Raw genomic sequence first — 24,915 nt, forward strand, 5'->3', positions numbered from 1 at the left:
TAGTGTGCTGATATGGCTCAGTTGGTAGAGCGCACCCTTGGTAAGGGTGAGGTCCCCAGTTCGACTCTGGGTATCAGCACCAGTTAAGACACGAGTTCGGTAAATAAAAGAATTTGCCTGGCGGCTGTAGCGCGGTGGTCCCACCTGACCCCATGCCGAACTCAGAAGTGAAACGCCGTAGCGCCGATGGTAGTGTGGGGTCTCCCCATGCGAGAGTAGGGAACTGCCAGGCATCAAATAAGAGAGAGCCCTTTGCGTATGCGAAGGGCTTTTTTCGTTGTAGCAAACCGCAATAAAACTCCCTCTTCACAGCGTATCTGTCTGTTTATTCATAACAGCAACAGGTCAGTAAGCATATTAAAGCGGCTGTTCAGGCCATAAAAAAACCCGGCACCAGGCCGGGTAGTGAGATAACTGAACGTCTGATCAGTGAATAACCTGCGATAGAAACGCCCGGGTACGCTCCGATTTTGGATTCGCAAAGAACTCCTGCGGTGGCGCGACTTCGACGATCTCTCCCCGATCCATAAAGATCACCCGGTCAGCCACCGTTCGGGCAAAGCCCATCTCATGGGTGACGCACAGCATAGTCATCCCATCCTCAGCCAGACCAATCATCGTATCCAGCACCTCTTTAACCATCTCAGGATCCAGCGCTGACGTGGGCTCATCAAACAGCATAATTTTGGGCTTCATACAGAGTGAGCGGGCGATGGCGACACGCTGCTGCTGTCCGCCAGAGAGCTGGCCCGGAAACTTATGTGCATGCTCGGCAATACGCACGCGTTGCAGATAGTGCATGGCCAGCTCATCAGCTTCCTTCTTTGGAATCTTTCTTACCCAGGAAGGTGCCAGCGTGCAGTTTTGCAGTACGGTCAGATGTGGAAAGAGATTGAAGTGCTGGAAGACCATACCGACTTCGGTGCGCACGCGCTCAATGTTACGAACGTCATCATTAAGATGGATACCGTCAACAACAATGCGGCCCTGCTGATGCTCTTCCAGATGGTTGATACAGCGGATCGTCGTCGATTTGCCGGAGCCGGAAGGTCCGCACAGTACGATGCGTTCACGGGGTTTAACCTGCAGGTTGATGTCTTTCAGTACATGGAATTGCCCGTACCATTTATTCACGTTCTCAAGCGAGATCATCAACGCGTCGGAAGAGTGTGTCATAGAGTCAGTCATGTAAAACCTCAGTGCGATGTACGCCCGGTGTGAAAGCGCTTTTCCAGATACTGGCTGTAGCGCGACATGCTAAAACAGAAGATCCAATAGACCAGTGCAGCAAAGACATAACCTTCGGTCGACATCCCCAGCCAGGTCGGATCGACCGTTGCCTGCTGGACGCTGCTGAACAGATCGAAAAGACCAATGATGATGACCAGGCTGGTATCTTTAAACAGTGCGATGATGGTATTGACCAGGCCGGGAATAGTGAGCTTCAGCGCCTGGGGCAGAATAACCAGCATCTGCGTCTTCCAGTAGCCCAGCGCCAGAGATTCGGCTGCTTCGTACTGACCTTTCGGCAGTGCCTGCAGGCCACCGCGAACCACCTCTGCCACATAGGCGGACTGGAACAGAATGACGCCGACCAGCGCGCGCACCAGCTTGTCGATGTTAGTGCCTTCAGACATAAACAGCGGCAGCATCACGGATGACATAAACAGCACGGTAATCAGCGGCACGCCGCGCCAGAACTCAATAAAGATAATCGACAGCGTGCGCACGACCGGCATGCGTGAGCGACGGCCCAGCGCCAGCAAAATACCCAGCGGCAGTGCACCGGCAATACCCACCGACGCAATAATCAGCGTCAGCGTTAATCCGCCCCATTGACGTGTTTCGACACGTTCCAGCCCCAGATAGCCGCCATACAGCAGAAACCAGACAATCACCGGATAGATGACAGCCCAGGCAGCAATGTAGCGTCCACGATACGGCAGGCTCTTCAGGAACATCGGCACAATCGACAACAGGCCGATCACCAGCGCCAGGTTAATACGCCAGCGCAATTCATGCGGGTAAAGCCCATACATGAACTGGCCGAAACGAGCATGGATAAAGACCCAACAGGCACCCTCTTTGGTGCAATCGGCGCGCGTGGTGCCGATCCAGTTTGCCTGAAAGACCAGCCAGTTCAGCGCGGGTGGAATGACGTGCCAGATAACCCAGATGCAAAACAGCGTCAGTAGCGTATTAAACCAACTGGAAAACAGGTTTTTACGAGCCCAAAACCAGGCGCGACTGACCAGAGTCGTCGGGACGGGGGGCGTTTCATGCGTAGTCACAGACATAGTTATCCCGTTCTCTTAACGCTCAACCAGCGCAATTTTGCGGTTGTAGAAGTTCATAAGCATTGATATCAGCAGGCTGATAATCAGGTAAACGCCCATCGTGATAGCAATCGTCTCAATGGCCTGACCGGTCTGATTCAGTACCGATCCGGCGAACAGCGACACCATATCGGGATAACCGATAGCGGCGGCGAGTGAAGAGTTCTTCACGATGTTCAGATACTGGCTGGTTAGTGGCGGAATAATGACGCGCATGGCCTGAGGAATAATCACCTGGCGCAGCGTAACCGGATTAGGCAGCCCCAGCGACCGCGCTGCTTCATGCTGACCATAGGGGACCGACTGGATCCCGGAGCGGATCACTTCAGCAATAAACGACGACGTATAAATCGACAGTGCCAGCGTCAGGGCTGCCAGCTCCGGTATCATCACCGAGCCGCCACGGAAATTGAAACCGCGCAGTTGTGGCACATCCCAGTGCGTGGCTGGGCCAAACCCAATGTGTGCAAGCAAAGGAAAGAGAATCAGCATCACAACGGCAGCGGGCCATGTGCGACGTAACTGACCGGTTTTCAGCTGATGTTTACGGTTAAAGCGGTACAGGCCATAGCTCACAGCCGCGGCCAGAAGCAGTGCAATAACAAACGGCCAGCTGCCTGCTGCATAGGTCGGCCATGGAACGTAGAGTCCGCGATTACTGACATATGCCAGGTCAAAAGCATTCAGCGCCTGACGTGGGCCCGGTAGATTGCGTAAGACTGCAAAGTACCAGAAGAAGATTTGCAGCAGGGGTGGGATATTACGGAAGGTTTCGATATAGATATTCGAGAGTTTCCGCAGCAGCCAGTTGTCAGAAAGGCGGGCAAGACCGACCGCGAATCCGAGAATCGAAGCGAAAACAATACAGAGTGCAGAGACCAGCAGCGTGTTGGTTAATCCGACCAGAAACACGCGCGCGTAGGTATCTCCCTCAGTGTACTCAATCAGATGCTGAACGATGCCGAAACCGGCAGTGCGCTCAAGAAATCCAAACCCCGATGTAATGCCGCGATTGGCAAGGTTAATAATGGTGTTATGCACCAGATAACCCACCACACCAAGCACCGCGACGATGGCGATGAGCTGATAAATCCAGGCGCGAACCGTGGGATTACCAAATGAAAAATCCCTTTTCACGGTTGGGCGTTGTGACATGTTGAAACCTCAGTAACGAAAGCTGGGGTAGGGCACCACAGAATAGGGTGCCCGATTAGTGAGGTCTGTTAACGTACCGGTGGTGCGTACTGAATACCGCCCTGGTTCCACAACGCATTCTGACCACGTGCAATCTTCAGTGCGCTGTCTTTACCGACGTTACGGTCAAAGCTTTCCTGATAGTTACCCACCTGCTTGACGATGTTGTAGGCCCACTTGTTATCCAGCTTCAGATCCTTACCAAAATCACCTTCGGCGCCCAGGAAGTGTGCCATGTCTGGTGTGGTTGGCTTGGCCGTCATCTGATCAACGTTCTTCGAGGAGATGCCCATCTCCTCCGCATTCAGCATGGCGTAGAGCGACCACTTCACGATGGTGAACCAGTCATCATCACCACGACGCACCAACGGCCCCAGCGGCTCTTTGGAGATCACTTCGGGCAGAACAATAAATTCATCCGGTTTGCCCAGCTTAATGCGTAATGCGTAAAGCTGAGACTGGTCAGACGCCAGCGTATCGCAACGTCCGCTATCCAGCGCTTTAGCCGATTCATCAGAGCGGTCGAAGGTTACAGGCGTATATTGCATTTTGTTGGCTTTAAAGAAGTCCGCTACGTTCAGCTCGGTGTCGGTTCCCGCCTGAATACAGACGGTGGCACCATCCAGCTCTTTCGCACTTTTCAGGCCGGCCTTCTGGTGAGTCAGGAAGCCGATACCGTCGTAATAGTTCACGCCCGCAAACAGGAAGCCCATGCCGCCATCGCGCGATGAGGTCCAGGTGGTATTACGTGAAAGCACATCCACCTCGCCGGACTGCAGAGCGGTAAAACGCTCTTTCGCGGTCAGCGGGGTATATTTCACTTTGGTCGCATCACCAAACACAGCGGCAGCCGTCGCACGACACACATCCACATCGATACCGGTAAACTTGCCGCCAGCATCTGCATAGGAGAAGCCCGGCAAGCCGTCACTGATACCACATTGAACAAACCCTTTTTTCTTTATCGCATCCAGTGTGGTGCCTGCGTGTGCTTGCTGAGCAACGGCAACCAGCGAGGCAGCAGCGATCAGCGTAGAGAGCATCATCTTTTTCATAAAGCATCCTGTGTGGCGGGATCATGTTGTTATGTTTGCGCACTTTAGTGTGCGTTTTTCCTGTCTGTGGCGGTCAGCCATCCACGACTCTGCAAAGCTGATGCCAGGTTTGCAGGTTCCTGAATTCGTATGAAAGAACGGTTAATAATCGGAAGCACTTAGAAAGTTCCGCTAATATGGCGCACCAAAAGGAAGCAATGCGAGTCGACCCGATCACATTTAGTGCAAATAGTTTCACTATGTGGGAGCAGTGTGAGCATTCACTCAGGCAGAAATGTATGAAGAGATTGCGTTGCTTTTTAATGCGCAGAAAGTCACATACCCAGCAGTGGCGGGGATGTGAAGCGAGGTGAGGGTCAGGCAGGCACTAAGTCAAATCACAGCGGGCGAAAGCGAGAGGGTGAAATATCACGCCAGCGATTGCAACTACAGTTACCATATTACCGGAAACTGTTTCACTATCATTACCGTGGCTTTGTGCGTCGACGCACAAATAAAAACGCCAGCCCGAAGGCTGGCGTGATTTACAGACAGAACTAAAAATCAGTTCATGCCGTATTTTTTCAATTTCTTACGCAGCGTACCGCGGTTGATACCCATCATCAGGGCAGCACGGGTCTGATTGCCACGGGTATACTGCATCACCATGTCCAACAGAGGCTGCTCGACTTCAGCCAAAACCAGCTCATACAGGTCGCTCACATCCTGACCATTCAGTTGAGCAAAATAGTTCTTCAGTGCCTGTTTAACCGAATCACGCAAAGGTTTTTGAGTTACCTGATCCTGTGAGTTAACGGTTGAAACGGTCAGTACGTCAGAATTTACGCGTTGTTCGAACATAGTTCTTTCAGCTCTTTATTTCGTTACGCAAGATTTTCGAAGTATGCCTCCAACGCCTCCAGCTGTTCGCTGGCATCCTCAATGGCGTTGAATGTGCGCCGAAACTGGTCATTCGGGGCGTGCTCCTGCAGATACCAGGAGACGTGCTTTCGCGCTATACGGTATCCCTTGCCTGAACCGTAAAAGTCGTGCAGCTCACGTATATGCGAAACAAGCAAGCGCTTGACCTCTGCCATCGGCAGCGGGGCAAGCAACTCCCCAGTGTCCAGATAATGCTGGATTTCCCGGAAGATCCACGGTCTTCCCTGAGCAGCACGTCCTATCATCAGAGCATCGGCCCCTGTATAGTCGAGCACCGCTCTGGCTTTATGCGGGTCAGTTATGTCTCCATTCGCGATAATCGGAATGGAGACACTCTGCTTAACTGTCCGAATGCTGTCATATTCAGCTTCTCCGTTGAACAGGCAGGCACGAGTGCGACCATGTATCGTCAGAGCCTGTATACCGCAGCGTTCAGCCAATTGGGCAATCGCGACACAGTTCCTGTTTTCAGGATCCCAGCCAGTACGAATTTTCAGCGTAACCGGCACATTCACTGCATTAACCACTGCGGAGAGAATTGACTCCACCACGGTGGGATATTGCAGCAAGGCTGAACCCGCCATTTTGCGGTTAACCTTCTTGGCAGGGCATCCCATATTAATGTCGATGACCTGTGCACCAGCCTCAACATTAATGCGTGCAGCTTGCGCCATTTCACTGGGATCGCAACCGGCAATTTGCACGGCGCGAATGCCTGGCTCATCGCTGTGAACCATACGTAATCGAGATTTGTCGCTAGCCCAGACTTCCGGGTTTGAAGACAACATCTCAGAAACTGCCATGCCTGCACCCATTTCGTGACACAGCGCCCTGAACGGCCTGTCGGTAATACCGGCCATCGGTGCTGCAATCAGTCGATTTCTCAGCTGGAGGTTTCCAATACGCATGAAGTCAGAATGGCCATACTGTGTCTGCAAGGCGGCGTATATTACGCATTTTTGCAGGAAGATGAAAGGCCAAACTTTGAACAATCAGCAAGAAAGATCAATGAAATCCGGGTCATGATCGATGTGCATATTTATTAAGCTTAAAAATCAATGATTTAACAATTTATGCTGAAATTGTGAACAAAAGTTTTTCCAGAAAAGTACGTCAATTCGCCAGATAAAAAACGTCACATGCCGTGATTAACGATACAAGCATCCATTTCAAATCGGGAAAGCCCGCAACTTACGCTACGGGCTGGCTGAATGTTCTGTTAAGGCACTTTGTTCCGGGCAGCGCGATATCAGAGGGGGCAGACAGGCGCCATATTCAGGATTTAATCCCGGTAATCCGGCACCACTCCTCTTTAACCGCAACCGGGTCGAGCGTGAACTCGCTGACATACGCTTCGCAGACGCTCTCTGCCTGGCTCTCTAACACGCCCGAGAGTCCCAGATGACCGCCAGACTTCGGCAGTACGCTGATCAGCGGGGCCAGTTCACGTAGCGGGCCGGCCAGGATATTAGCCACCACCACATCAGCCTGTAGATTTTCGGGTTGCTGGTGGGGCAGATAGAGCGACAGGCGATCAGAGACGCCGTTGCGCTCAGCATTATCCCGGCTGGCCTGAATAGCCTGCGGATCGATATCAATCCCGATCGCCTGAGCCGCACCCAGCTTCAGTGCGGCGATCGCCAGGATCCCCGAACCACAGCCGAAATCGATCACCGTTTTGCCCACCAGATCCAGCCCGTCAAGCCAGGTAAGGCAGAGTGAGGTGGTCGGATGCGTGCCGGTCCCAAACGCCAGGCCGGGATCGAGCATCACGTTGACGGCATCAGGATCCGGCACATCACGCCAGCTCGGACAGATCCAGAGCCGCTCACCGAAGCGCATCGGATGGAAGTTTTCCATCCATTCGCGCTCCCAGTCTTTATCTTCGATCTGCTCGATCCGGTGACGAAAACCGGCGCCCAGCAACGGATGCTGCGCCAGTTCGGCGGTAATCGCGGCCATATCAGTTTCTGCATCGAACAGGCCGATAACATCGGTATCGCCCCACAGGCGGGTTTCACCTGGCAGCGGCTCATACACCGGCGTGTCGTTGGTATCCTGAAAGGTCACTGAAACCGCACCGATGTCCATCAGCGCATCGCTCAGCGTTTCCGCGTGTTCACCTGAGCTATTAATTTTGATTTGAATCCACGGCATAACGTCTCTCTTTCCGTCAATGTTGCGGCGCGTCGACCGTTTGCGGCGCGCGTCCAAACAGGTTGCCCACTAAAAATGCCAGCAGGCTTAAAAGCAGTGAGGGCACAATGGGATGAAAACCCAGAATCTGCAGGTTCAGGCTCGCCAGAAAAGCGTAGCAGCCTCCACCCACCACCATGCCGGTGATGGCGCCTGCGGCATTAGCGCGTTCCCAGTAGAGACCCAGTACCAGCGGCCAGAGGAAAACCGCCTCAAGGCCGCCAAAGGCCAGCAGGTTGAGCCAGATAATCATATCGGGTGGATTCCAGGCCGCAATCAGCAGCAGGATACCCAGTGCGAACGTAATGGTGCCAGATAACAGCCGCAGCCGCGTCTCATTTTCCATCTGCTGCGGGGCGACACGCAGATAGAGATCTTTGATCAGCGTGGCCGAAGCCTGTAACAGCTGGGCATTAATGGTCGACATAATGGCGGCCATGGGGGCTGCCAGAAACAGTCCGGCAGCTAACGGTGGCAGCACAGTGATCATCAGGGTGGGTATAACACTATCCGGCACGGTCAGATTCGGCAGTATCGCCCTGCCCAGCGCACCGGCCAGATGCATTCCCAGCATCAGGATCACCACCACAATGGTACCCAGAATAATGGCCCGATGGACTGCCTTGCTGTCTTTATAAGAGATGCAGCGCACCGCAGTATGCGGCAAGCCAATCACCCCAAAGCAGACCAGCACGACAAATGAACTGAGGAAGGTCGGCGTTATAATCTCACCCGGTCCCTGCGGCGACAGCAGAGCGGGATCAATGTCATGCAGTTTCTGCACGGCCGTGCTCAGGCCGCCAGCCTGATGAATCACCGCGAACAGCAGCAGAAATGTGCCAATCAGCATCACGATGCCCTGCATGGCGTCATTGAGAACGCTGGCACGGAACCCGCCAAAAGCGGTGTAGAGCGCAATAGTGCCGCCAAAAATCAGCAGACCCGTGTCATACGGGATGCCTGCGGCGGTTTCGAGCAGCCGCGCGCCGCCAATAAACTGCACCGTCATGGCACCGATAAAGGCAACCAGCAGGCTCAGACTCGCCAGCCAGATCAGCAGCGGGCTCTGATAGCGGGCGTAGAGCATGTCATTCAGCGTCACCGCATTATGCTTACGCGCCAGGATGGCAAACTTTTTCCCCAGCACACCCAGCGAGAGCCAGACGGCGGGCACCTGCACCATCGCCAGCAATACCCATCCCAGCCCATATTTGTAGGCGGCACCGGGACCACCAATAAACGAGCTGGCGCTGATATAGGTGGTGGTGAGCGTCATCGCCAGCACAAATCCGCCCATGGAGCGGCTGCCAAGGAAATATTCAGTGAGGAAGCTACCCTCGCGCCTTTTGCGCACGGCAAACACCGACAGCGCGGCAATCAACACCAGATAAATCAGTAACGGCAGGATAATTTCACTGTTCATTTGTGTCCTCCAGCGGCATGTCGCGGAAAATTAACCGCACCATCATCCAGCACAGGAATATGAACAACAGGGGAGCAAACAGGCAGGAGAGTTCAAACCAGCGCGGCAGGCCGGTGATACCAATTTCACTGCCACCCAGCCAGGCAGAAAGCCCCCAGGCTGCGAGCCAGAGCAGGGTGAGGTAGAGCGACCAGCGCGCCTCTTTATGTGCCTGTATAAAACGAGCATCCATGATTCAACCTTAACGCCAGCGGCAAAAGAAAAAGGCCGGATTAACCGGCCTCTGACTGACTCAGCGTTGCGTTTACTTCTCGTGCAAGCCGAGTTTTTTCTCCAGATAGTGGATATTGGTTCCACCGTGCTGGAAGTTTTCGTCGGACATGATTTTCATCTGCAGTTCAACGTTGGTTTTGATACCGTCGATGATCAGTTCCGCCAGCGCATTCTTCATGCGGGCGATAGCCACGTCGCGCGTTTCGCCATAGGTGATCAGCTTACCGATCATGGAGTCGTAATACGGCGGTACGGTGTAGCCTGAGTAAATATGCGACTCCCAGCGCACGCCAAAACCGCCTGGCGCATGGAAGCGGGTGATTTTACCCGGACTTGGCAGGAAGGTGACCGGATCTTCAGCGTTAATACGGCACTCGACCGCATGTCCGCGAATAACCACTTCGTCCTGTTTGATCGACAGTGGCTGACCCGCAGCAATGCGCAGCTGCTCTTTGATCAGATCCACACCGGTGATCATCTCGGTCACCGGATGTTCCACCTGAATACGGGTGTTCATCTCAATGAAGTAGAACTCACCGTTTTCGTACAGAAACTCGAAGGTACCTGCGCCACGATAGCCAATCTCAATACAGGCTTTGGCACAACGATTGCCGATAAAGCTGCGCTGTTCTTCAGTAATACCTGGGCCTGGCGCTTCTTCAACCACTTTCTGGTGACGACGCTGCATAGAGCAGTCACGTTCGCCCAGATAGATCGCGTTGCCCTGGCCGTCAGCCAGAACCTGAATCTCGATGTGGCGCGGATTCTCCAGATACTTCTCCATGTAAACCATGTCGTTGCTGAAAGCCGCTTTGGCTTCCGCTTTCGTCATGTTGATGGATTGTTCCAGATCTTTGTCGCTGCGCACAACGCGCATACCACGACCGCCGCCGCCGCCAGAGGCTTTGATGATGACCGGATAACCGATGCGCTTCGCAAAGGCACGGTTTTTTTCCATATCATCGGTCAGCGAACCGTCAGAACCGGGTACGGTTGGGACGCCTGCTTTCTTCATGGCATTAATCGCAGAGACTTTGTCGCCCATCAGGCGAATGGTGTCTGCTTTCGGACCGATAAAGATAAAGCCGGAGCGCTCAACCTGCTCAGCAAAATCGGCATTCTCAGAGAGGAAGCCGTAGCCAGGGTGAATCGCCACCGCGCCGGTGATCTCTGCAGCAGAGATCAGCGCCGGGATGTTGAGGTAACTTTTAACTGACTGCGCCGGGCCGATGCAGACGGTTTCGTCTGCCAGCAGCACGTGCTTCAGGTCACGATCCGCGCTTGAGTGTACCGCAACAGTCTTGATGCCCAGTTCTTTACAGGCACGCAGAATGCGCAGCGCAATCTCACCACGGTTAGCAATAACAATTTTATCCAGCATGATCTGCCCCGTTACTCGATGATAACCAGTGGCTCGTCAAATTCGACCGGCTGACCGCTTTCAACCAGGATCGCTTTCACTACACCTGATTTGTCAGCTTCGATCTGGTTCATCATTTTCATGGCTTCGACGATGCACAAGGTATCGCCGGCATTCACTTTCTGGCCGACTTCCACAAAGGCTTTCGCATCCGGGCTCGGCGTACGGTAGAAGGTCCCTACCATTGGTGAACGCACGATGTGACCGCTGATTTCAGCCGGTGCCGCTTCGGCAACCGCTGCAACAGGAGCAACAGCTGTTGCCAGAGCAGGCTGTTGAACCGGCGCAGCGTAAGTCTGCTGCATCATCGGGTAACCCACGTTTGCAGGTGCACGGCTGATGCGAACGGACTCTTCACCTTCAGAAATTTCCAGCTCTGAAATGCCAGACTCTTCAACCAGTTCGATCAGTTTTTTAATTTTACGAATATCCATGAGTGGGGTTCCGTACTCAGTTTGATTAATTAGTTTGAGACAGGCGTTTTACTGCCGTTTGTAAAGCCCATGTGTAGCCGTCAGCGCCAAGCCCACAGATCACGCCAGCAGAGACATCAGAAAGATAGGAGTGATGGCGGAAGGGCTCGCGGGCATGCACGTTGGAGAGATGAACCTCGATAAACGGTATTTCTACCGCCAGCAGGGCATCACGTAGTGCGACACTGGTATGGGTAAACGCGGCAGGATTAATAATGATGTAATCCACATTGCCTTTGGCCTCATGAATGCGATCAATCAGCTGAAATTCAGCATTGGTTTGCAGGTGGCTCAATTCCACATTCAACTGGTCTGCCTGACGTGTCAAATCGTCAACGATCTGACGCAGCGTGGTATGACCATACTTCTCAGGTTCACGCGTTCCCAACAGGTTCAGGTTGGGCCCGTTTAAAAGCAGAATATGTAATTTATGCGCCATCGTGCTGCCATCTCCCGCAATCATTGAGGCATCGCGTAAAATACCTTGCGAATCTTCATTTGTCACCTTTGAGAATGAAAAAGAAGACCCGACGAGCAATAAAGCCGGGCATTATATCCGTTTCGTGTCATTTCGCAGCAAAATACTGGTCTTATCTGCGAAGATGATCGGATGTGGCCTGCGGGCCACATCTTTTATCAGAAAAGTGCAGAGGAAAACAACGGGTGAAGCGCTAGCGAGGCCACCATTTGAGAAATTTTTTGTAACGCCAGGCTAACAGTATTGCAGCAAGTAGTGCGTAGATAAGTGGCTGGGGTGACACGGTTTTCACTGACCAGATATAGTGAATCGGCACCAGAATGGCCACCAGATAGACCGCGTTGTGCAGGGTTTGCCAGCGCTTACCGAGCTTGCGCTGAGCGCGCTGAAACGACGTCAGCGCCAGGGCCAGTAATATCAGCCAGCTGATAATCCCCAGTGTCAGATAGGGACGGGAAATCAGCTCGCTGCCCAGCAGACGCAGATTGTCAGCGCCCAGCTCCAGCAGGTAATAGCTCAGCAGATGGAGAGAAGCCCAGACAAACGTCCAGACGCCAAGCAGACGCCGGGTGCGGATTAACAGCGGTTGCCTGCCATAACGTGCCAGCGGTGAGACCAGCAGCGTACCCAGCAGCAGTTTCAGCGCCATGCGGCCGGTAAAATGCTGAATATCTTTTGCCGGATCCGCACTCAGGCCGCCCTGCATCGCGGCAAGAACCAGATAAACCAGCGGCAACAGGGCCGCCAGATGCAGAATCACCTTAAGCCAGGTGATCTGTTTTATCGACAGGCGTACCACCTAGTAATTCTCCCGTAAATCCAGGCCACGATAGAGCGACGCAACCTGTTCGGCATAGCCGTTAAACAGCAGCGTTGGCTGACGTTCGACCTTCAGACTGCCGCCCGGGCCAATAAATCGCTCAGTGGCCTGCGACCAGCGTGGATGATTAACATGCGGATTCACATTGGCATAAAAACCATATTCATCTGCGGCGATCTGGTTCCAGGTCGTTGGTGGCTGATTTGCGGTCAGGGTGATTTTGACAATCGACTTAATGCCCTTAAAACCATATTTCCACGGCACCGTCAGGCGAATCGGCGCGCCATTCTGCGGCGGCAGCGCTTTGCCATAGACGCCGGTGGTCAGAATGGTCAGCGGATGCATGGCTTCATCCAGACGTAAACCTTCGACATAGGGATAATTGAGTCCGCCGCCAATAAAGCGATCTTTCTGACCTGGCATCTGCTCAGGATCGTACAGCGTCTGGAAGGCGACAAAACGCGCTTTGCTGGTGGGTTCCGCCAGAGAGATAAGCTTATTCAGCTCAAAGCCTATCCAGGGCACCACCATCGACCAGGCCTCCACGCAGCGCATGCGATAGATTCGCTGCTCCATGGCAAACCGTTTAAAGATGTCATCCATATCCAGGGTCACGGGCTTAGCCACTTCGCCATCAATGGTCAGTTTCCAGGGCTCTGTTTTCAGCGTACCGGCATTGGCGGCCGGATCGGCCTTATCCAGCCCGAACTCATAGAAGTTGTTATAGCCGGAAACTTTATCCGCAGGCGTTAAGGTCAGATCGGCCTGATATTGCGCTGGTTTGGTAAAGTCCAGCGGCCGGCCTGCTGGCGCGGGTGGGCGATCGTTGCCTTTGAACCAGCTGAGAATATCGGCTTGCGCCACGCCCGGCATACCCATCGCCGCTGCGCTCAGTCCCAGCGTTTTCAGCACCTGGCGGCGCTTCATGTTAAAAATGCTTTCCGGCGTTACGTCGGCTTCGGTCAGACGGGGTGTGCGTTTCATGGTGCCTTCTCCAGACAGGATGTCATTAACCAGCATGATGACTATTACTGATATCAGCCAGTTTCGCCCTGAAAATGTGAAATTTCCTGGCTGGCCGGTACGATGAGAATGCACCGAAAAGTGCCAGGATCAACGTCAGCGATGATATCCCGACGATATACTTCGGCTTCATACGTCCCGGCGCTGTCGGCAACGGCAAATTATGCTATTTTTGCTCGCGTTTTCGTCAGGCTGACGGTACAAGGTTGGGTGATCCGGTTATCACCGCAGTAATACAGGCACAGGGATGCGATTAACCACAAAATTATCTGCGTTTATTACCTTTTTAAGCCTGCTGGCCATGTCGTTGATGCTGGCAGGCTGTGCATTCAGTGTTTTCTGGTTCAGTCATCAGCGGGTTGAACATCGGGCGCAGATACTGGCGACCGAAGTGGATCAGGCGATGTTCACCCAGACGCCGGCAGAGTTGCATGTCTGGCTCACGCGTATGATGCCGATAATGAATGCCGAGCAGATTTCTCTTCACAACGGCAGGCAGACTTTCCTTACCCTCTCCCGACACGAAAACCAGATGCTGGAAGACGAACCTAATCGTTTTATCCAGGTCGATGTGCCTTTGATGCACCAGACGGGGTTAGAGCTGCGGGTCGTCACCCTTGATCCTGCCAAAACCTGGCTGCGCTCCATTACCGGCACCTCTACGCTGGGCATCCTGTTTACCGTCATGCTGGTGATGAGTCTGGTGCTGCTGCTGATGCATCGCTGGCTCAGTCGGCAGTGGCGCGGTATGGAGCATCTTGAAGTACGGGCAGAGGCGATTATCAGCGGTGAGCGCGGTGTAATGCCGAAACGCGGTGCGGATGAGTGGCCACCGAGAGCGAGCCGCGCACTGGATGTGTTGCTGGCGGATCTGCAGGAAGCGGGCGAACAGCGTCTGCGTATCGACACGCTGATCCGCACCTTTGCTGCGCAGGATGGACGCACCGGTCTCAACAACCGGCTGTTCTTTGATAACCAGCTCGCCACCCTGCTGGAGGATCAGGAAGCAGTCGGCACCCATGGTGTGGTGATGATGGTGCGCCTGCCCGATCTGGACACGCTGAAGGATTCGCTGGAGCCGGGGCTGGTTGAGGAGTACCTCTTCAATTTCGTCAACATGCTTTCCACCTTTGTGCTGCGCTATCCTGGCGCCCTGCTGGCACGCTATTTCCGCAGTGATTTTGCCGTGCTACTGCCGCATCGCAGTCTCAAAGAGGCAAACAGTATTGCGGATCAGCTGATCAATGCCGTTGATTCCCTGCCGCCGATGCGGCTGGTTAATCGTGATGATCTCATTCATATCGGTATCAGCGCCTGGCACAGCGGGCAGACTGTGCCGCAGGTGATGGAAAATGCCGAAATGGCTACCCGACGTGCGGCACTGCTGGGCGGCAACAACTGGACCAATGGTGCCGGAAATCCGCAGGACGCCGGGCGGGGTAGTGTGCGCTGGCGAACCCTGCTGGAGAACACGCTTAGCCGTGGCGGCCCGCGGCTCTATCATAAACCCACCGTCAATATTGAGGGTAAGGTACAGCACCGGGTAATGCTGACCCGCATCTTCGATGGCGATAAAGAAGTGCTGGCCGCAGAATATATGCCCCTGGTACAGCAGCTCGGCATGGCTGATGGCTGGGATCGCCAGTTAATGACTCGCATTGCGGCACTCTCTGAACTCTGGCCAGAAGAGACGCTGGTGATCCCGGTGACGATTACCTCGCTTCTGCAGCGCTCTTTTGTCCTCTGGCTGCAGAACATGCTGCTGCAGTGCCCGAAAGCGCAAAGAAAACGATTTTTATTTGAACTTGCCGAGGCAGATGTTTGTCAACACATCAACCGTTTAACGCCAGTTTTCCGCGCACTTAAGGCTTTTGGCTGTCGGGTTGCGGTAAATCAGGCGGGTTTAACCGTGGTAAGCAGCGCCTACATACGACAGCTGCCGCTGGAACTGATCAAGCTTGATGCCGGTCTGGTACGCAATATTGAGCGACGGACTGAAAATCAGCTGTTTGTGCAGAGTCTGCTGGAAGTCTGTAAATGTACGGGCATTCAGGTGTTTGCTACCGGTGTCCGCACTAAAGCGGAGTGGCAAACTTTAGTCGCGTTGGGCGTAGCAGGTGGGCAGGGCGACTTTTTTGCTCCCTCGCTTCCGGTTAACAGTAACGTGAAGAAGTATTCACAACGTTACCGTATTTAATGAATTGCGGTCGTACTGACGGAAATTTACGGTTTTTTTTAATGTTTATCCGCGTCTGAACCTCTGAACTTACTGCCGGAAATGTTAGATTTTATGTCGGACAGGGCGAGGGGAAATAGCGTGAAATGCAGTGCTGATGGCGTCTGGTCGCCATTCTGCTGTTGTGGATCGCCAGTTCAGATGACTTAAACGCAATCAGGCGTCTTTTTTCACCGAAGCAGAACGTTTTTGCGCCTTGTGGCAGCTTCGTGTGGTTGGTAAAGTAAGCGGATTTTATTTTCCGCCCCCAGCTTGCAGGATTACCCCTTAGTATGTTTAAAAAATTTCGTGGCATGTTTTCCAACGACTTGTCCATTGACCTGGGTACCGCGAATACCCTGATTTACGTGAAAGGACAGGGCATCGTACTGAACGAGCCCTCCGTCGTCGCTATTCGACAGGATCGTGCCGGTTCACCGAAAAGTGTTGCGGCCGTGGGTCATGAGGCCAAACAGATGCTTGGCCGTACGCCAGGCAATATCGCAGCGATTCGTCCGATGAAAGATGGCGTTATCGCTGACTTCTTCGTGACCGAAAAGATGCTGCAACACTTCATCAAGCAGGTTCACAGCAACAGTTTTATGCGTCCCAGCCCGCGTGTGCTGGTCTGCGTACCCGTCGGGGCAACACAGGTTGAACGCCGCGCGATTCGTGAATCCGCTCAGGGCGCAGGCGCGCGTGAAGTGTTTCTGATTGAAGAGCCGATGGCTGCAGCAATTGGTGCGGGTCTGCCCGTTTCAGAAGCGACCGGCTCAATGGTGGTGGATATTGGTGGCGGTACCACAGAAGTGGCGGTGATCTCGCTGAACGGTGTGGTCTACTCCTCGTCAGTGCGTATTGGTGGCGATCGTTTCGATGAAGCTATTATTAATTATGTGCGTCGTAACTACGGTTCACTGATCGGCGAAGCGACCGCAGAACGTATTAAGCATGAGATCGGTTCAGCCTATCCGGGGGATGAAGTCCGTGAGATCGAAGTGCGTGGTCGTAACCTGGCAGAAGGTGTACCGCGCGGCTTTACACTGAACTCTAATGAAATTCTGGAAGCGCTGCAGGAGCCATTAACCGGCATCGTTAGCGCGGTGATGGTTGCCCTTGAGCAGTGTCCGCCTGAGCTGGCTTCAGATATTTCGGAGCGCGGCATGGTGCTGACCGGCGGTGGTGCGTTACTGCGCAACCTGGATCGTCTGCTGATGGAAGAGACGGGCATTCCGGTTGTGGTTGCTGAGGATCCACTGACCTGTGTGGCTCGCGGTGGCGGCAAAGCGCTGGAAATGATCGACATGCATGGCGGCGATTTGTTCAGCGAAGAATAATTGCCTCAACCGGCTAAGAACGCAATGATCATGCGAGGGAGTGGCATGTGAACCGGCGCAATCTGGGCCGGTGCAGTGCGTTCAGCCCAGGGAAGCACGGTGTTATGCCGTCGCTTCCTCTCCTGTTGTCGAGGATCACGCAGATTATATGAAGCCGATTTTTAGCAGGGGACCTTCCCTGCAGTTGCGTCTATTCCTGGCGGTTATCGTGGCGATTGCCATTATCATTGCCGACAGCCGTGTGGGTTCTTTCACCCAAATACGCAACTATCTGGATACGTCGGTCAGTCCGTTTTACTTCCTGGCCAATGGGCCACGTCAGCTACTGGATGGCGTGTCAGAGTCGCTGGCGTCGCGTCAGCAACTCGAGCAGGAAAACAAAGCGTTACGTCGTGAGCTCTTCCTGAAAAACAGTAACCTGCTAATGCTGGGGCAATATAAGCAGGAAAACGCACGCCTGCGTGAACTGCTGGGTTCACCGCTGCGTCAGGATGAGCAAAAGATGGTGACACAGGTCATTTCTACCGGCACCGATCCTTACACCGACCAGGTGGTAATCGACAAAGGCAGCGTTAACGGCGTCTATGAAGGCCAGCCGGTCATCAGTGATAAAGGGGTAGTCGGTCAGGTCATCGCTGTCGGACAACTCACCAGCCGTGTTCTGCTGATCTGTGATGCGTCACATGCCCTGCCGATTCAGGTGCTGCGTAATGATATTCGTGTCATTGCTGCAGGTAACGGTTGTACTGAAGATCTTCAGCTTGAGCATCTGCCGGGTAATACGGACATTCGGGTCGGCGATGTACTGGTGACTTCAGGTATCGGTGGCCGATTCCCTGAAGGCTATCCGGTGGGTGTGGTTTCCTCGGTAAAAGTGGATACCCAACGCGCCTATACGGTGATTCAGGCGCATCCGACCGCGGGTCTGCAGCGTCTGCGTTACCTGCTGCTGCTGTGGGGTGCCGATCGCAATGGTGATATGCCGCTGCCGCAGGATGAAGTTCATCGCGTTGCGAACGAGCGTCTGATGCAGATGATGCCGCAGGTCTTACCGCCTGCGGGAGAAATGGGCCCGCCTGCGCCTGCCGTACAGATGGGACCGCCTGCACCGTCAGCTACCAGCAGCAGTGGACAAAGCAACTCCTCGCGTTCACGCGGGGGGCAGCCTTGAGTCGATATCGCAGCCAGGGACGTTGGGTCATCTGGCTCTCCTTCCTGGTTGCGCTTGTCCTGCAGATCATGCCCTGGCCGGATGAAATTTATATGTTCCGGCCCTCATGGCTGCTGTTGATCCTTATCTATTGGGTGCTCGCACTGCCGCATCGGGTCAATGTCGGTAGCGGATTTGTGCTGGGTGCCATCATGGATCTGATTGCGGGTTCCACACTCGGCGTGCGTGCGCTGGCGCTCAGTATCATCGCCTACCTGATTGCCTTTAAGTTCCAGTTATTCCGCAACTTAGCGTTGTGGCAGCAAGCGTTAATGGTTATGGTGCTGTCGCTGGCTATGGATGTGATTGTCTTCTGGGCTGAATTCCTGGTAATCAACGTTTCATTCCGACCTGAAATTTTCTGGAGCAGTGTCGTCGACGGTATTCTCTGGCCCTGGCTATTCTTATTAATGAGAAAAATTCGACGTCAGTTCGCTGTTCAATAAGGAAATTTATGGTAACCCTCTATCTTGCTTCCGGTTCACCGCGTCGTCGTGAGCTGTTAACTCAACTTGGTCTGACATTCGAGCGCATCGTGACTGGCGTTGAAGAGCAGCGTCAGCCGAACGAAGCGGCGGAAATCTATGTCCGCCGTCTGGCCAATGATAAAGCGCAGGCGGGTGTCAAACTGGCCGCGCAGGATCTGCCGGTGCTGGGCGCGGATACGATTGTGGTGCTGAATGGCGAAGTGCTGGAAAAGCCGCGCGATGCCGCTGATGCCCGCGCGATGCTGTGCAAACTCTCTGGTCATACGCATCAGGTGATGACGGCGGTAGCGCTGGCCGACAGTCAGCAGGCGCTGGATTGCATCGTAACCACTGATGTGACATTCCGCACCTTAACCGCCACCGACATCGACGACTATATCGCGACCGGCGAGCCAATGGATAAAGCGGGTGCATACGGTATTCAGGGCAGGGGAGGAAACTTTGTCCGCAAAATTAATGGAAGCTACCATGCAGTGGTCGGATTACCCTTGGTTGAGACAGGGGAGTTGATCAGCCATTTCGAGTCACTGCGTGCCGTAAGGGGTCAACATGACGGCTGAATTACTGGTAAACGTCACGCCTTCTGAAACACGTGTTGCCTATATTGACGGCGGCATACTGCAGGAAATTCACATTGAGCGTGAGGCGCGGCGCGGCATCGTTGGCAATATTTATAAAGGCCGTGTAAGCCGTGTTCTGCCCGGCATGCAGGCCGCCTTTGTTGATATCGGTCTGGAGAAAGCGGCCTTTCTGCACGCCTCAGATATCATGCCGCATACTGAATGTGTGGCGGGCGACGAAAAGAAAAACTTTATCGTGCGGGATATCGCCGAGCTGGTGCGGCAGGGACAGGATCTGGTGGTTCAGGTCGTCAAAGATCCGCTTGGCACCAAAGGTGCCCGGCTGACCACTGACATCACTCTGCCTTCGCGTTACCTGGTCTTTATGCCAGGCGCATCGCATGTGGGTGTCTCTCAGCGTATTGAGAGCGAGAAAGAGCGCGATCGGCTTAAAGCGGTCGTGGCTGACTACTGCGACGATCTGGGCGGCTTTATTATCCGTACCGCCGCAGAAGGCATCGGGGAAGAGGAGCTGGCGCAGGACGCGGCTTTTCTCAAACGACTCTGGACCAAAGTCAGCGAGCGTAAAAAGCGCAATCAGACCCGCTGCCTGCTCTACGGTGAGCTGGCTCTGGCCCAGCGTATTCTGCGTGATTTTGCGGGCGCGGCGCTGGATCGCATCCGGGTCGACTCCCGCCTGACCTGCGATATGCTGGTGGAATTTACCGGTGAATATATCCCGGAAATGGCCGGTAAGCTGGAGCTCTACAACGGTAAACAGCCTATTTTCGACCTGTTTGACGTCGAAAATGAGATTCAGCGCTCGCTGGATCGAAAAGTTGAACTAAAGTCAGGCGGATATCTGATTATCGATCAGACCGAAGCGATGACCACCATCGATATCAACACCGGTGCGTTTGTCGGCCATCGTAACCTTGATGAGACGATCTTTAATACCAATGTTGAAGCCACTCAGGCGATCGCACGTCAGCTGCGACTGCGTAATCTTGGTGGCATCATCATTATCGACTTCATCGATATGAGCAACGAAGACCATCGCCGCCGGGTATTGCATTCGCTGGAAAGCGCGCTCAGTAAAGATCGGGTTAAAACCGGTATTAATGGTTTCTCGGCGCTGGGTCTGGTGGAGATGACGCGTAAGCGTACCCGTGAAAGCATTGAGCACGTTTTGTGTCAGGACTGCCCGGTCTGCAAAGGGCGCGGCACGCTGAAAACCGTTGAAACGGTCTGCTATGAAATCATGCGTGAGATTGTCCGGGTTCATCACGCTTATGATTCTGACCGCTTTCTGGTCTATGTTTCACCGACGGTGGGTGAGGCGTTAAAAACTGACGAGTCTCATGCACTGGCTGAAGTCGAAATCTTTGTCGGCAAGCAGGTTAAAGTTCATGTTGAAGCGCTCTACACTCAGGAGCAGTTCGACGTGGTGATGATGTAACGCCAGCCCGGTCACCGGTTTCTTCGGATATCGGGCTGAAAAATCGCCCTTGTTTGAGATAAAATGCGCGTTTTAACGCTTTTATCGGGAGACGGTCGGGTATGAGAACCAACTATCCGTCGTTTACGGAACACAAGGAGAGGCGTGAGTGAGGCAGTTGCCGAGGATTTTGTTACTGCTGGTCGCGGCAATCATCGTGATTGTCGCGCTGCTGGTCAGCGGATTGCGTCTGGTGATGCCGCATCTCGACAGCTATCGCAGCAACCTTCTGCAATACATCTCCGACAGCAGCGGCGTGCCGGTCAACGCCAGCCAGTTACAGGGTAAATGGGAGAATTTTGGCCCAACCCTGCAGGTTCGCGATCTTAGCGTCGATCTGCATGAGAACGGCAAACTCACTATCAAACGCATCAATCTGGCTCTCGACGTCTGGCAGTCCCTGCTGCACTGGCGGTGGCAGTTTCGCGATCTGACCTTCTGGCAGTTGCACCTCGATACTAATCGCCCGCTGCTGGATAACGACAAAGAGAAAAACAGCTTCCGTCCGGCGCAGATAAACGAACTCTTCCTGCGTCAGTTTGACCACTTTGACCTGCGTGACAGCACCATCCGTTTCCGCACCCCTTCCGGTCAGCATGCTGAGCTGGCGATCCCGCGACTCACCTGGGTCAATGAAGATAACCGCCACCGGGCCGAAGGCGAAGTCAGTCTGTCGAGCTTCACCGGCCAGCACGGCGTGGTCCAGGTGCGGCTTGATCTTAACGACAGCAACGGTTTACTCAATGATGGCCGCATCTGGATGCAGGCCGACGACGTCGATATGCGCCCGTGGCTGGGCCGTTGGGTGCGTGACAATACCCGGCTGGATAGCGCCCGATTTAGCCTGGCGGCCTGGGTTAACCTGCGCGATGGCGACATCTACGCCGGTGATCTGCTGCTGCGCAAGGGCGGAGCCAGCTGGCAGGGCGAGACCGGACGACACCGCATTGAGGTCGATGGGCTGACCGCGCATCTGTCACGTTTCCAGAATGGCTGGGTGGTCAATGTGCCACAAACCCGGCTCAGCACCGACGGCCACGCCTGGCCCGCCGGTCACTTCTCTCTGTTATGGCGTCCTGAAGATAAGCAGATGCTGGGACCGGAGGGTCAGCCGGAAGTGCGCGTTCGCGCCACACAGCTGGTGCTGAGTCATATTGCGCCGATCGTTCCGCTGTTTGCACCGCTCTCTCCGGCACTGTTTGAAAACTGGCAGACGCTGCAGCCACAGGGCACCATCGATGGCCTGGCGCTGGATATTCCGTTACAGCAGCCTGAAACAACCCGCGTACAGGTGAAGTGGCGTGATTTCAGCTGGCAGCACTGGAAACTGTTGCCGGGCATCAGCCATTTAAGCGGTGAAGCGCGCGGCAGCCTGAGCAATGGTCAGGTCAGTGTGGATATGGGGGCGGCGACCGTTCCCTATGGCGACATGTTCCAGGCTCCGTTAGAGATTAAGCGGGTGACCGGTGCGCTGCGCTGGCTGAATGATGATCATGGCCTCACGCTGGCGGGCGAAAATCTTGACCTGGAGGCGCGCTCGCTCTGGGCGCGCGGCGACTTCAGCTACCAGCAGAACAGCGGCGGTGAGCCTCGTCTGGATATTCTGGCCGGTATCCGGCTTACCGATGCGGGCGATGCCTGGCGCTACTTCCCGGTGCCGCTATTGGGTAACAGCCTGACGCACTATCTCAGTGGGGCAGTGAAGGGTGGCAAGGTGGACAACGCCACACTGCTGTTTGCCGGTAATCCGGCGCTGTTCCCGTTCAAGCATAATGATGGCATGTTCCAGGTCTGGGTGCCGCTTCGCCAGGCAACCTATGCGTTTCAGCCCAAATGGCCAGCGTTAAGCAATCTCGATATCGACCTTAACTTCCTGAATGACGGTCTCTGGATGAAAGCGCCAGTGGCGAAACTGGGCGAGGTGGACGCGCGCAACGTCACTGCGGTCATCCCCGACTACCTGAAAGAAAAACTGATCATTGAGGGTGATATCAGTGGTGAAGGCCGGCAGATCGCGGACTATTTCGGGCAGACTCCGCTGAAACCTTCACTGGGTGCCGCGCTGGAACAGCTGGAAATCAAAGGCCGCGTCGGCGGCCACCTGAATCTGGATATCCCGCTGGATGGTGAGCAGGTTCATGCCCGTGGCAATGTGGACCTGAACAATAATTCGCTGTTTATCAAACCGTTAAAAACCACCATTAACAATCTCTCCGGGCGCTTCCGTTACGACAACGGCAATCTGGCCAGTGAGGATCTGCGTGCGAACTGGTTTGGTCAGCCAATGGGCGTGCTTTTCAGCACCAAAGAGAATCCGGACGACTTTGGCGTGAACGTCAAACTTCAGGGCGACTGGCAGCCCGCTAAAATCAGCCAGCTTCCTGCAGCCATCAGCAAGCAGCTGGGCGGAAATCTGCCATGGCAGGGCGACGTCAATATTACGCTGCCCCATCATGGCGGGGCGCGTTATGACGTGACGCTGAACGGTAATGCAAAAGAAGTAAGTAGTCACTTACCTGCACCGCTCGATAAGAAAGCCGGTGAGGCGATGCCAGTCGCAATCAAGGCCAGTGGCGACCTGCACCATTTCGATCTCAGTGGCAGCGTCGATGCAAACCATCGCTTTAACAGCCGCTGGTTGCTGGAGCCGACGCTGCGCGTCGATCGTGGCATCTGGCTGAATGATACGCAGAAAACACCTGCTCTGCCCGATCATCCCGGCATGGTACTGAACCTGCCCGCGCTGGATGGCGAGGCCTGGGTGGCGATGATGGCCGCAGGGGGAGCATCCGGGGGCAGCGAGTCAGGCGGCGGCCTCAAAACAGGTGGCGTCACGCTGCCCGGCAATATCACGCTTCGCAGCCCGGCGGTCACCCTGGCCGGACAGCAATGGCATGAGGTTGAAGCGACACTGGCTCAGAGTGCGGGCGGCAAGGGTCAGGTCGGCGTCAGGGCTAAAGAGCTGCATGGTGCGCTGGCAATGGCACCGAAAGCACCGTGGCAGGTGAACCTGGATTACCTTTACTACAATCCGCAGTGGGATAACGGTGAAGGCAAAGGCGGCAAAGCGCCACCTCAAAAAGCCACGAATATTAACTTCAGCCAGTGGCCCGCTTTACAGTTGCGCTGTAAAGAGTGCTGGGTGCTGGGTCAGAAATATGGTCAGGTCTCCGCGATGCTGCAACCCCGCGGAGATACGTTAGCGCTTACTAACGGAAAAGTGGATACTGGCAGTTCACAACTGAAAATCAACGGGGAATGGGTTAACCGCCCGGACGACCAGCGCACTTCGCTGAAGGGCACGCTGAAAGGCCCGAATATTAATAACGCGACCAACTGGTTTGGGGTCAACACGCCGCTGCGCGATGCGCCATTTGATATTGCGTATGACCTGCACTGGCGCTCTGCCCCCTGGCAGCCCTCGGCAGAGACGCTGAGCGGCACCCTGAAGACCCACTTTGGCAAAGGCCAGATCGCCGATGTGAATACCGGTGCCGCCGGGAAAATTCTGCGGCTGGTGAGCTTTGATGCGCTACTGCGCAAGCTGCGCTTCGACTTCAGCGACACCTTCACCAATTCTTTCTACTTCGACTCGATTAACGGCACCGCCTGGATCGAAAACGGCATGATGCGCACCGATAATCTGCTGGTGGATGGCCTGGAAGCGGATATTGCGATGCAGGGTAATCTCGACCTGGTGAAGCGTCAGATCGACATGGAAGCGGTGGTTGCGCCGGAAATATCCGCCTCGGTCGGTGTGGCGACAGCTTTTGCCATCAATCCGGTAATTGGCGCGGCGGTGTTTGCCGCCAGTAAAGTTCTGGGACCCCTGTGGAACAAGATATCGCTGCTGCGTTATCACATCAGTGGCCCGCTGGATAAACCGGAAATCAATGAAGTGCTGCGTAAACCGCGTGAAACTGACAACAAGTGAATTTGACGCCGTACCGGAATTACCGCAGGCTATGATTATCTGAGCACATAATGAGTGAGAA

The 24,915-nt window shown here is 54.5% G+C and carries 21 protein-coding genes, 1 tRNA gene and 1 rRNA gene; 9 read left to right on the forward strand and 14 right to left on the reverse strand.

All coding sequences use genetic code 11. The features are described from left to right. The first annotated feature begins 6 nt into the window (after positions 1-6). Both OK409_RS16295 and rrf read left to right on the forward strand, forming a co-directional pair. A tRNA-Thr gene (locus OK409_RS16295) sits at positions 7-82 on the forward strand. A gap of 34 nt (positions 83-116) precedes the next feature. After that, positions 117-232 (forward strand): 5S ribosomal RNA (gene rrf / locus OK409_RS16300). A 194-nt stretch (positions 233-426) separates the two neighbouring features. On the opposite strand, the gene OK409_RS16305 is transcribed toward rrf, so the two are convergent. The 14 genes from OK409_RS16305 to msrP form a co-directional block, all read right to left on the reverse strand. Next, complete coding sequence (locus OK409_RS16305; protein ID WP_010699823.1) at positions 427-1,188, reverse strand: amino acid ABC transporter ATP-binding protein; 762 nt, start codon at positions 1,186-1,188, stop codon at positions 427-429. Between the two features lie 8 nt (positions 1,189-1,196). Then, positions 1,197-2,297, reverse strand: coding sequence for an amino acid ABC transporter permease (locus OK409_RS16310; protein ID WP_010255980.1), 1,101 nt, complete (start codon positions 2,295-2,297; stop codon positions 1,197-1,199). Between the two features lie 15 nt (positions 2,298-2,312). Then, the gene (locus OK409_RS16315; RefSeq protein ID WP_154210829.1) at positions 2,313-3,491 is read right to left on the reverse strand and encodes an amino acid ABC transporter permease; all 1,179 of its coding nucleotides are present in this window, start codon (positions 3,489-3,491) and stop codon (positions 2,313-2,315) included. A gap of 68 nt (positions 3,492-3,559) precedes the next feature. After that, the gene (locus tag OK409_RS16320; RefSeq protein ID WP_010255984.1) at positions 3,560-4,585 is read right to left on the reverse strand and encodes an amino acid ABC transporter substrate-binding protein; all 1,026 of its coding nucleotides are present in this window, start codon (positions 4,583-4,585) and stop codon (positions 3,560-3,562) included. A 543-nt stretch (positions 4,586-5,128) separates the two neighbouring features. Next, positions 5,129-5,425, reverse strand: coding sequence for a DNA-binding transcriptional regulator Fis (gene fis, locus OK409_RS16325; protein ID WP_003855228.1), 297 nt, complete (start codon positions 5,423-5,425; stop codon positions 5,129-5,131). A 23-nt stretch (positions 5,426-5,448) separates the two neighbouring features. Further along, the gene (dusB, locus tag OK409_RS16330) at positions 5,449-6,414 is read right to left on the reverse strand and encodes a tRNA dihydrouridine synthase DusB (protein ID WP_008925814.1); all 966 of its coding nucleotides are present in this window, start codon (positions 6,412-6,414) and stop codon (positions 5,449-5,451) included. A gap of 367 nt (positions 6,415-6,781) precedes the next feature. Further along, positions 6,782-7,663, reverse strand: coding sequence for a 50S ribosomal protein L11 methyltransferase (prmA, locus tag OK409_RS16335; protein WP_010699821.1), 882 nt, complete (start codon positions 7,661-7,663; stop codon positions 6,782-6,784). 16 nt (positions 7,664-7,679) lie between these two features. Further along, positions 7,680-9,125: a sodium/pantothenate symporter gene (panF, locus tag OK409_RS16340; RefSeq protein WP_050680388.1), complete on the reverse strand. Its 1,446-nt coding sequence runs from the start codon at positions 9,123-9,125 to the stop codon at positions 7,680-7,682. Continuing rightward, positions 9,115-9,357 (reverse strand): YhdT family protein, encoded by a 243-nt coding sequence (locus tag OK409_RS16345; protein WP_010256005.1) that lies wholly within the window; start codon positions 9,355-9,357, stop codon positions 9,115-9,117. Before OK409_RS16345 ends, panF begins: the two co-directional genes overlap by 11 nt. Positions 9,358-9,429: 72 nt before the next feature. Then, positions 9,430-10,779: an acetyl-CoA carboxylase biotin carboxylase subunit gene (gene accC / locus OK409_RS16350; protein ID WP_010256007.1), complete on the reverse strand. Its 1,350-nt coding sequence runs from the start codon at positions 10,777-10,779 to the stop codon at positions 9,430-9,432. An 11-nt stretch (positions 10,780-10,790) separates the two neighbouring features. Next, positions 10,791-11,252, reverse strand: coding sequence for an acetyl-CoA carboxylase biotin carboxyl carrier protein (gene accB, locus OK409_RS16355; protein ID WP_010256009.1), 462 nt, complete (start codon positions 11,250-11,252; stop codon positions 10,791-10,793). A 25-nt stretch (positions 11,253-11,277) separates the two neighbouring features. Continuing rightward, positions 11,278-11,730, reverse strand: a complete 453-nt coding sequence (aroQ, locus tag OK409_RS16360; protein ID WP_010256011.1) for a type II 3-dehydroquinate dehydratase — start codon at positions 11,728-11,730, stop codon at positions 11,278-11,280. Positions 11,731-11,962: 232 nt separating this feature from the next. Then, positions 11,963-12,568, reverse strand: a complete 606-nt coding sequence (gene msrQ / locus OK409_RS16365; protein WP_010699820.1) for a protein-methionine-sulfoxide reductase heme-binding subunit MsrQ — start codon at positions 12,566-12,568, stop codon at positions 11,963-11,965. Continuing rightward, entirely contained in the window at positions 12,569-13,573 is a 1,005-nt protein-coding gene (gene msrP, locus OK409_RS16370) for a protein-methionine-sulfoxide reductase catalytic subunit MsrP (protein ID WP_010256016.1), read from the reverse strand. It abuts the gene before it with no gap. Positions 13,574-13,859: 286 nt separating this feature from the next. On the opposite strand from msrP, the gene csrD reads away from it, so the two are divergent. The 7 genes from csrD to yhdP all read left to right on the forward strand — a co-directional run bounded on the left by csrD (position 13,860) and on the right by yhdP (position 24,854). Next, a complete protein-coding gene (csrD, locus tag OK409_RS16375; protein WP_010699819.1) occupies positions 13,860-15,809 on the forward strand; it encodes an RNase E specificity factor CsrD in 1,950 nt (649 codons plus the stop codon). 311 nt (positions 15,810-16,120) lie between these two features. After that, the gene (mreB, locus tag OK409_RS16380) at positions 16,121-17,164 is read left to right on the forward strand and encodes a rod shape-determining protein MreB (protein ID WP_004385136.1); all 1,044 of its coding nucleotides are present in this window, start codon (positions 16,121-16,123) and stop codon (positions 17,162-17,164) included. A 148-nt stretch (positions 17,165-17,312) separates the two neighbouring features. Further along, the gene (mreC, locus tag OK409_RS16385; RefSeq protein ID WP_010256043.1) at positions 17,313-18,335 is read left to right on the forward strand and encodes a rod shape-determining protein MreC; all 1,023 of its coding nucleotides are present in this window, start codon (positions 17,313-17,315) and stop codon (positions 18,333-18,335) included. Further along, positions 18,332-18,820 (forward strand): rod shape-determining protein MreD, encoded by a 489-nt coding sequence (gene mreD, locus OK409_RS16390; protein WP_010256045.1) that lies wholly within the window; start codon positions 18,332-18,334, stop codon positions 18,818-18,820. Before mreC ends, mreD begins: the two co-directional genes overlap by 4 nt. Before the next feature lie 8 nt (positions 18,821-18,828). After that, positions 18,829-19,422 (forward strand): Maf family protein, encoded by a 594-nt coding sequence (locus OK409_RS16395; RefSeq protein ID WP_264367228.1) that lies wholly within the window; start codon positions 18,829-18,831, stop codon positions 19,420-19,422. Further along, positions 19,412-20,881 carry a ribonuclease G gene (gene rng / locus OK409_RS16400; RefSeq protein ID WP_003855268.1) on the forward strand — a complete coding sequence of 490 codons (1,470 nt, stop codon included), beginning with the start codon at positions 19,412-19,414 and terminating at the stop codon, positions 20,879-20,881. Before OK409_RS16395 ends, rng begins: the two co-directional genes overlap by 11 nt. Positions 20,882-21,029: 148 nt before the next feature. Next, positions 21,030-24,854: an AsmA2 domain-containing protein YhdP gene (gene yhdP, locus OK409_RS16405; RefSeq protein WP_264367229.1), complete on the forward strand. Its 3,825-nt coding sequence runs from the start codon at positions 21,030-21,032 to the stop codon at positions 24,852-24,854. The last annotated feature ends 61 nt before the right edge of the window (positions 24,855-24,915 follow it).

Origin of the sequence: Pantoea sp. RG18, assembly GCF_025910075.1 — a bacterium.
GTDB lineage: Bacteria > Pseudomonadota > Gammaproteobacteria > Enterobacterales > Enterobacteriaceae > Pantoea > Pantoea agglomerans.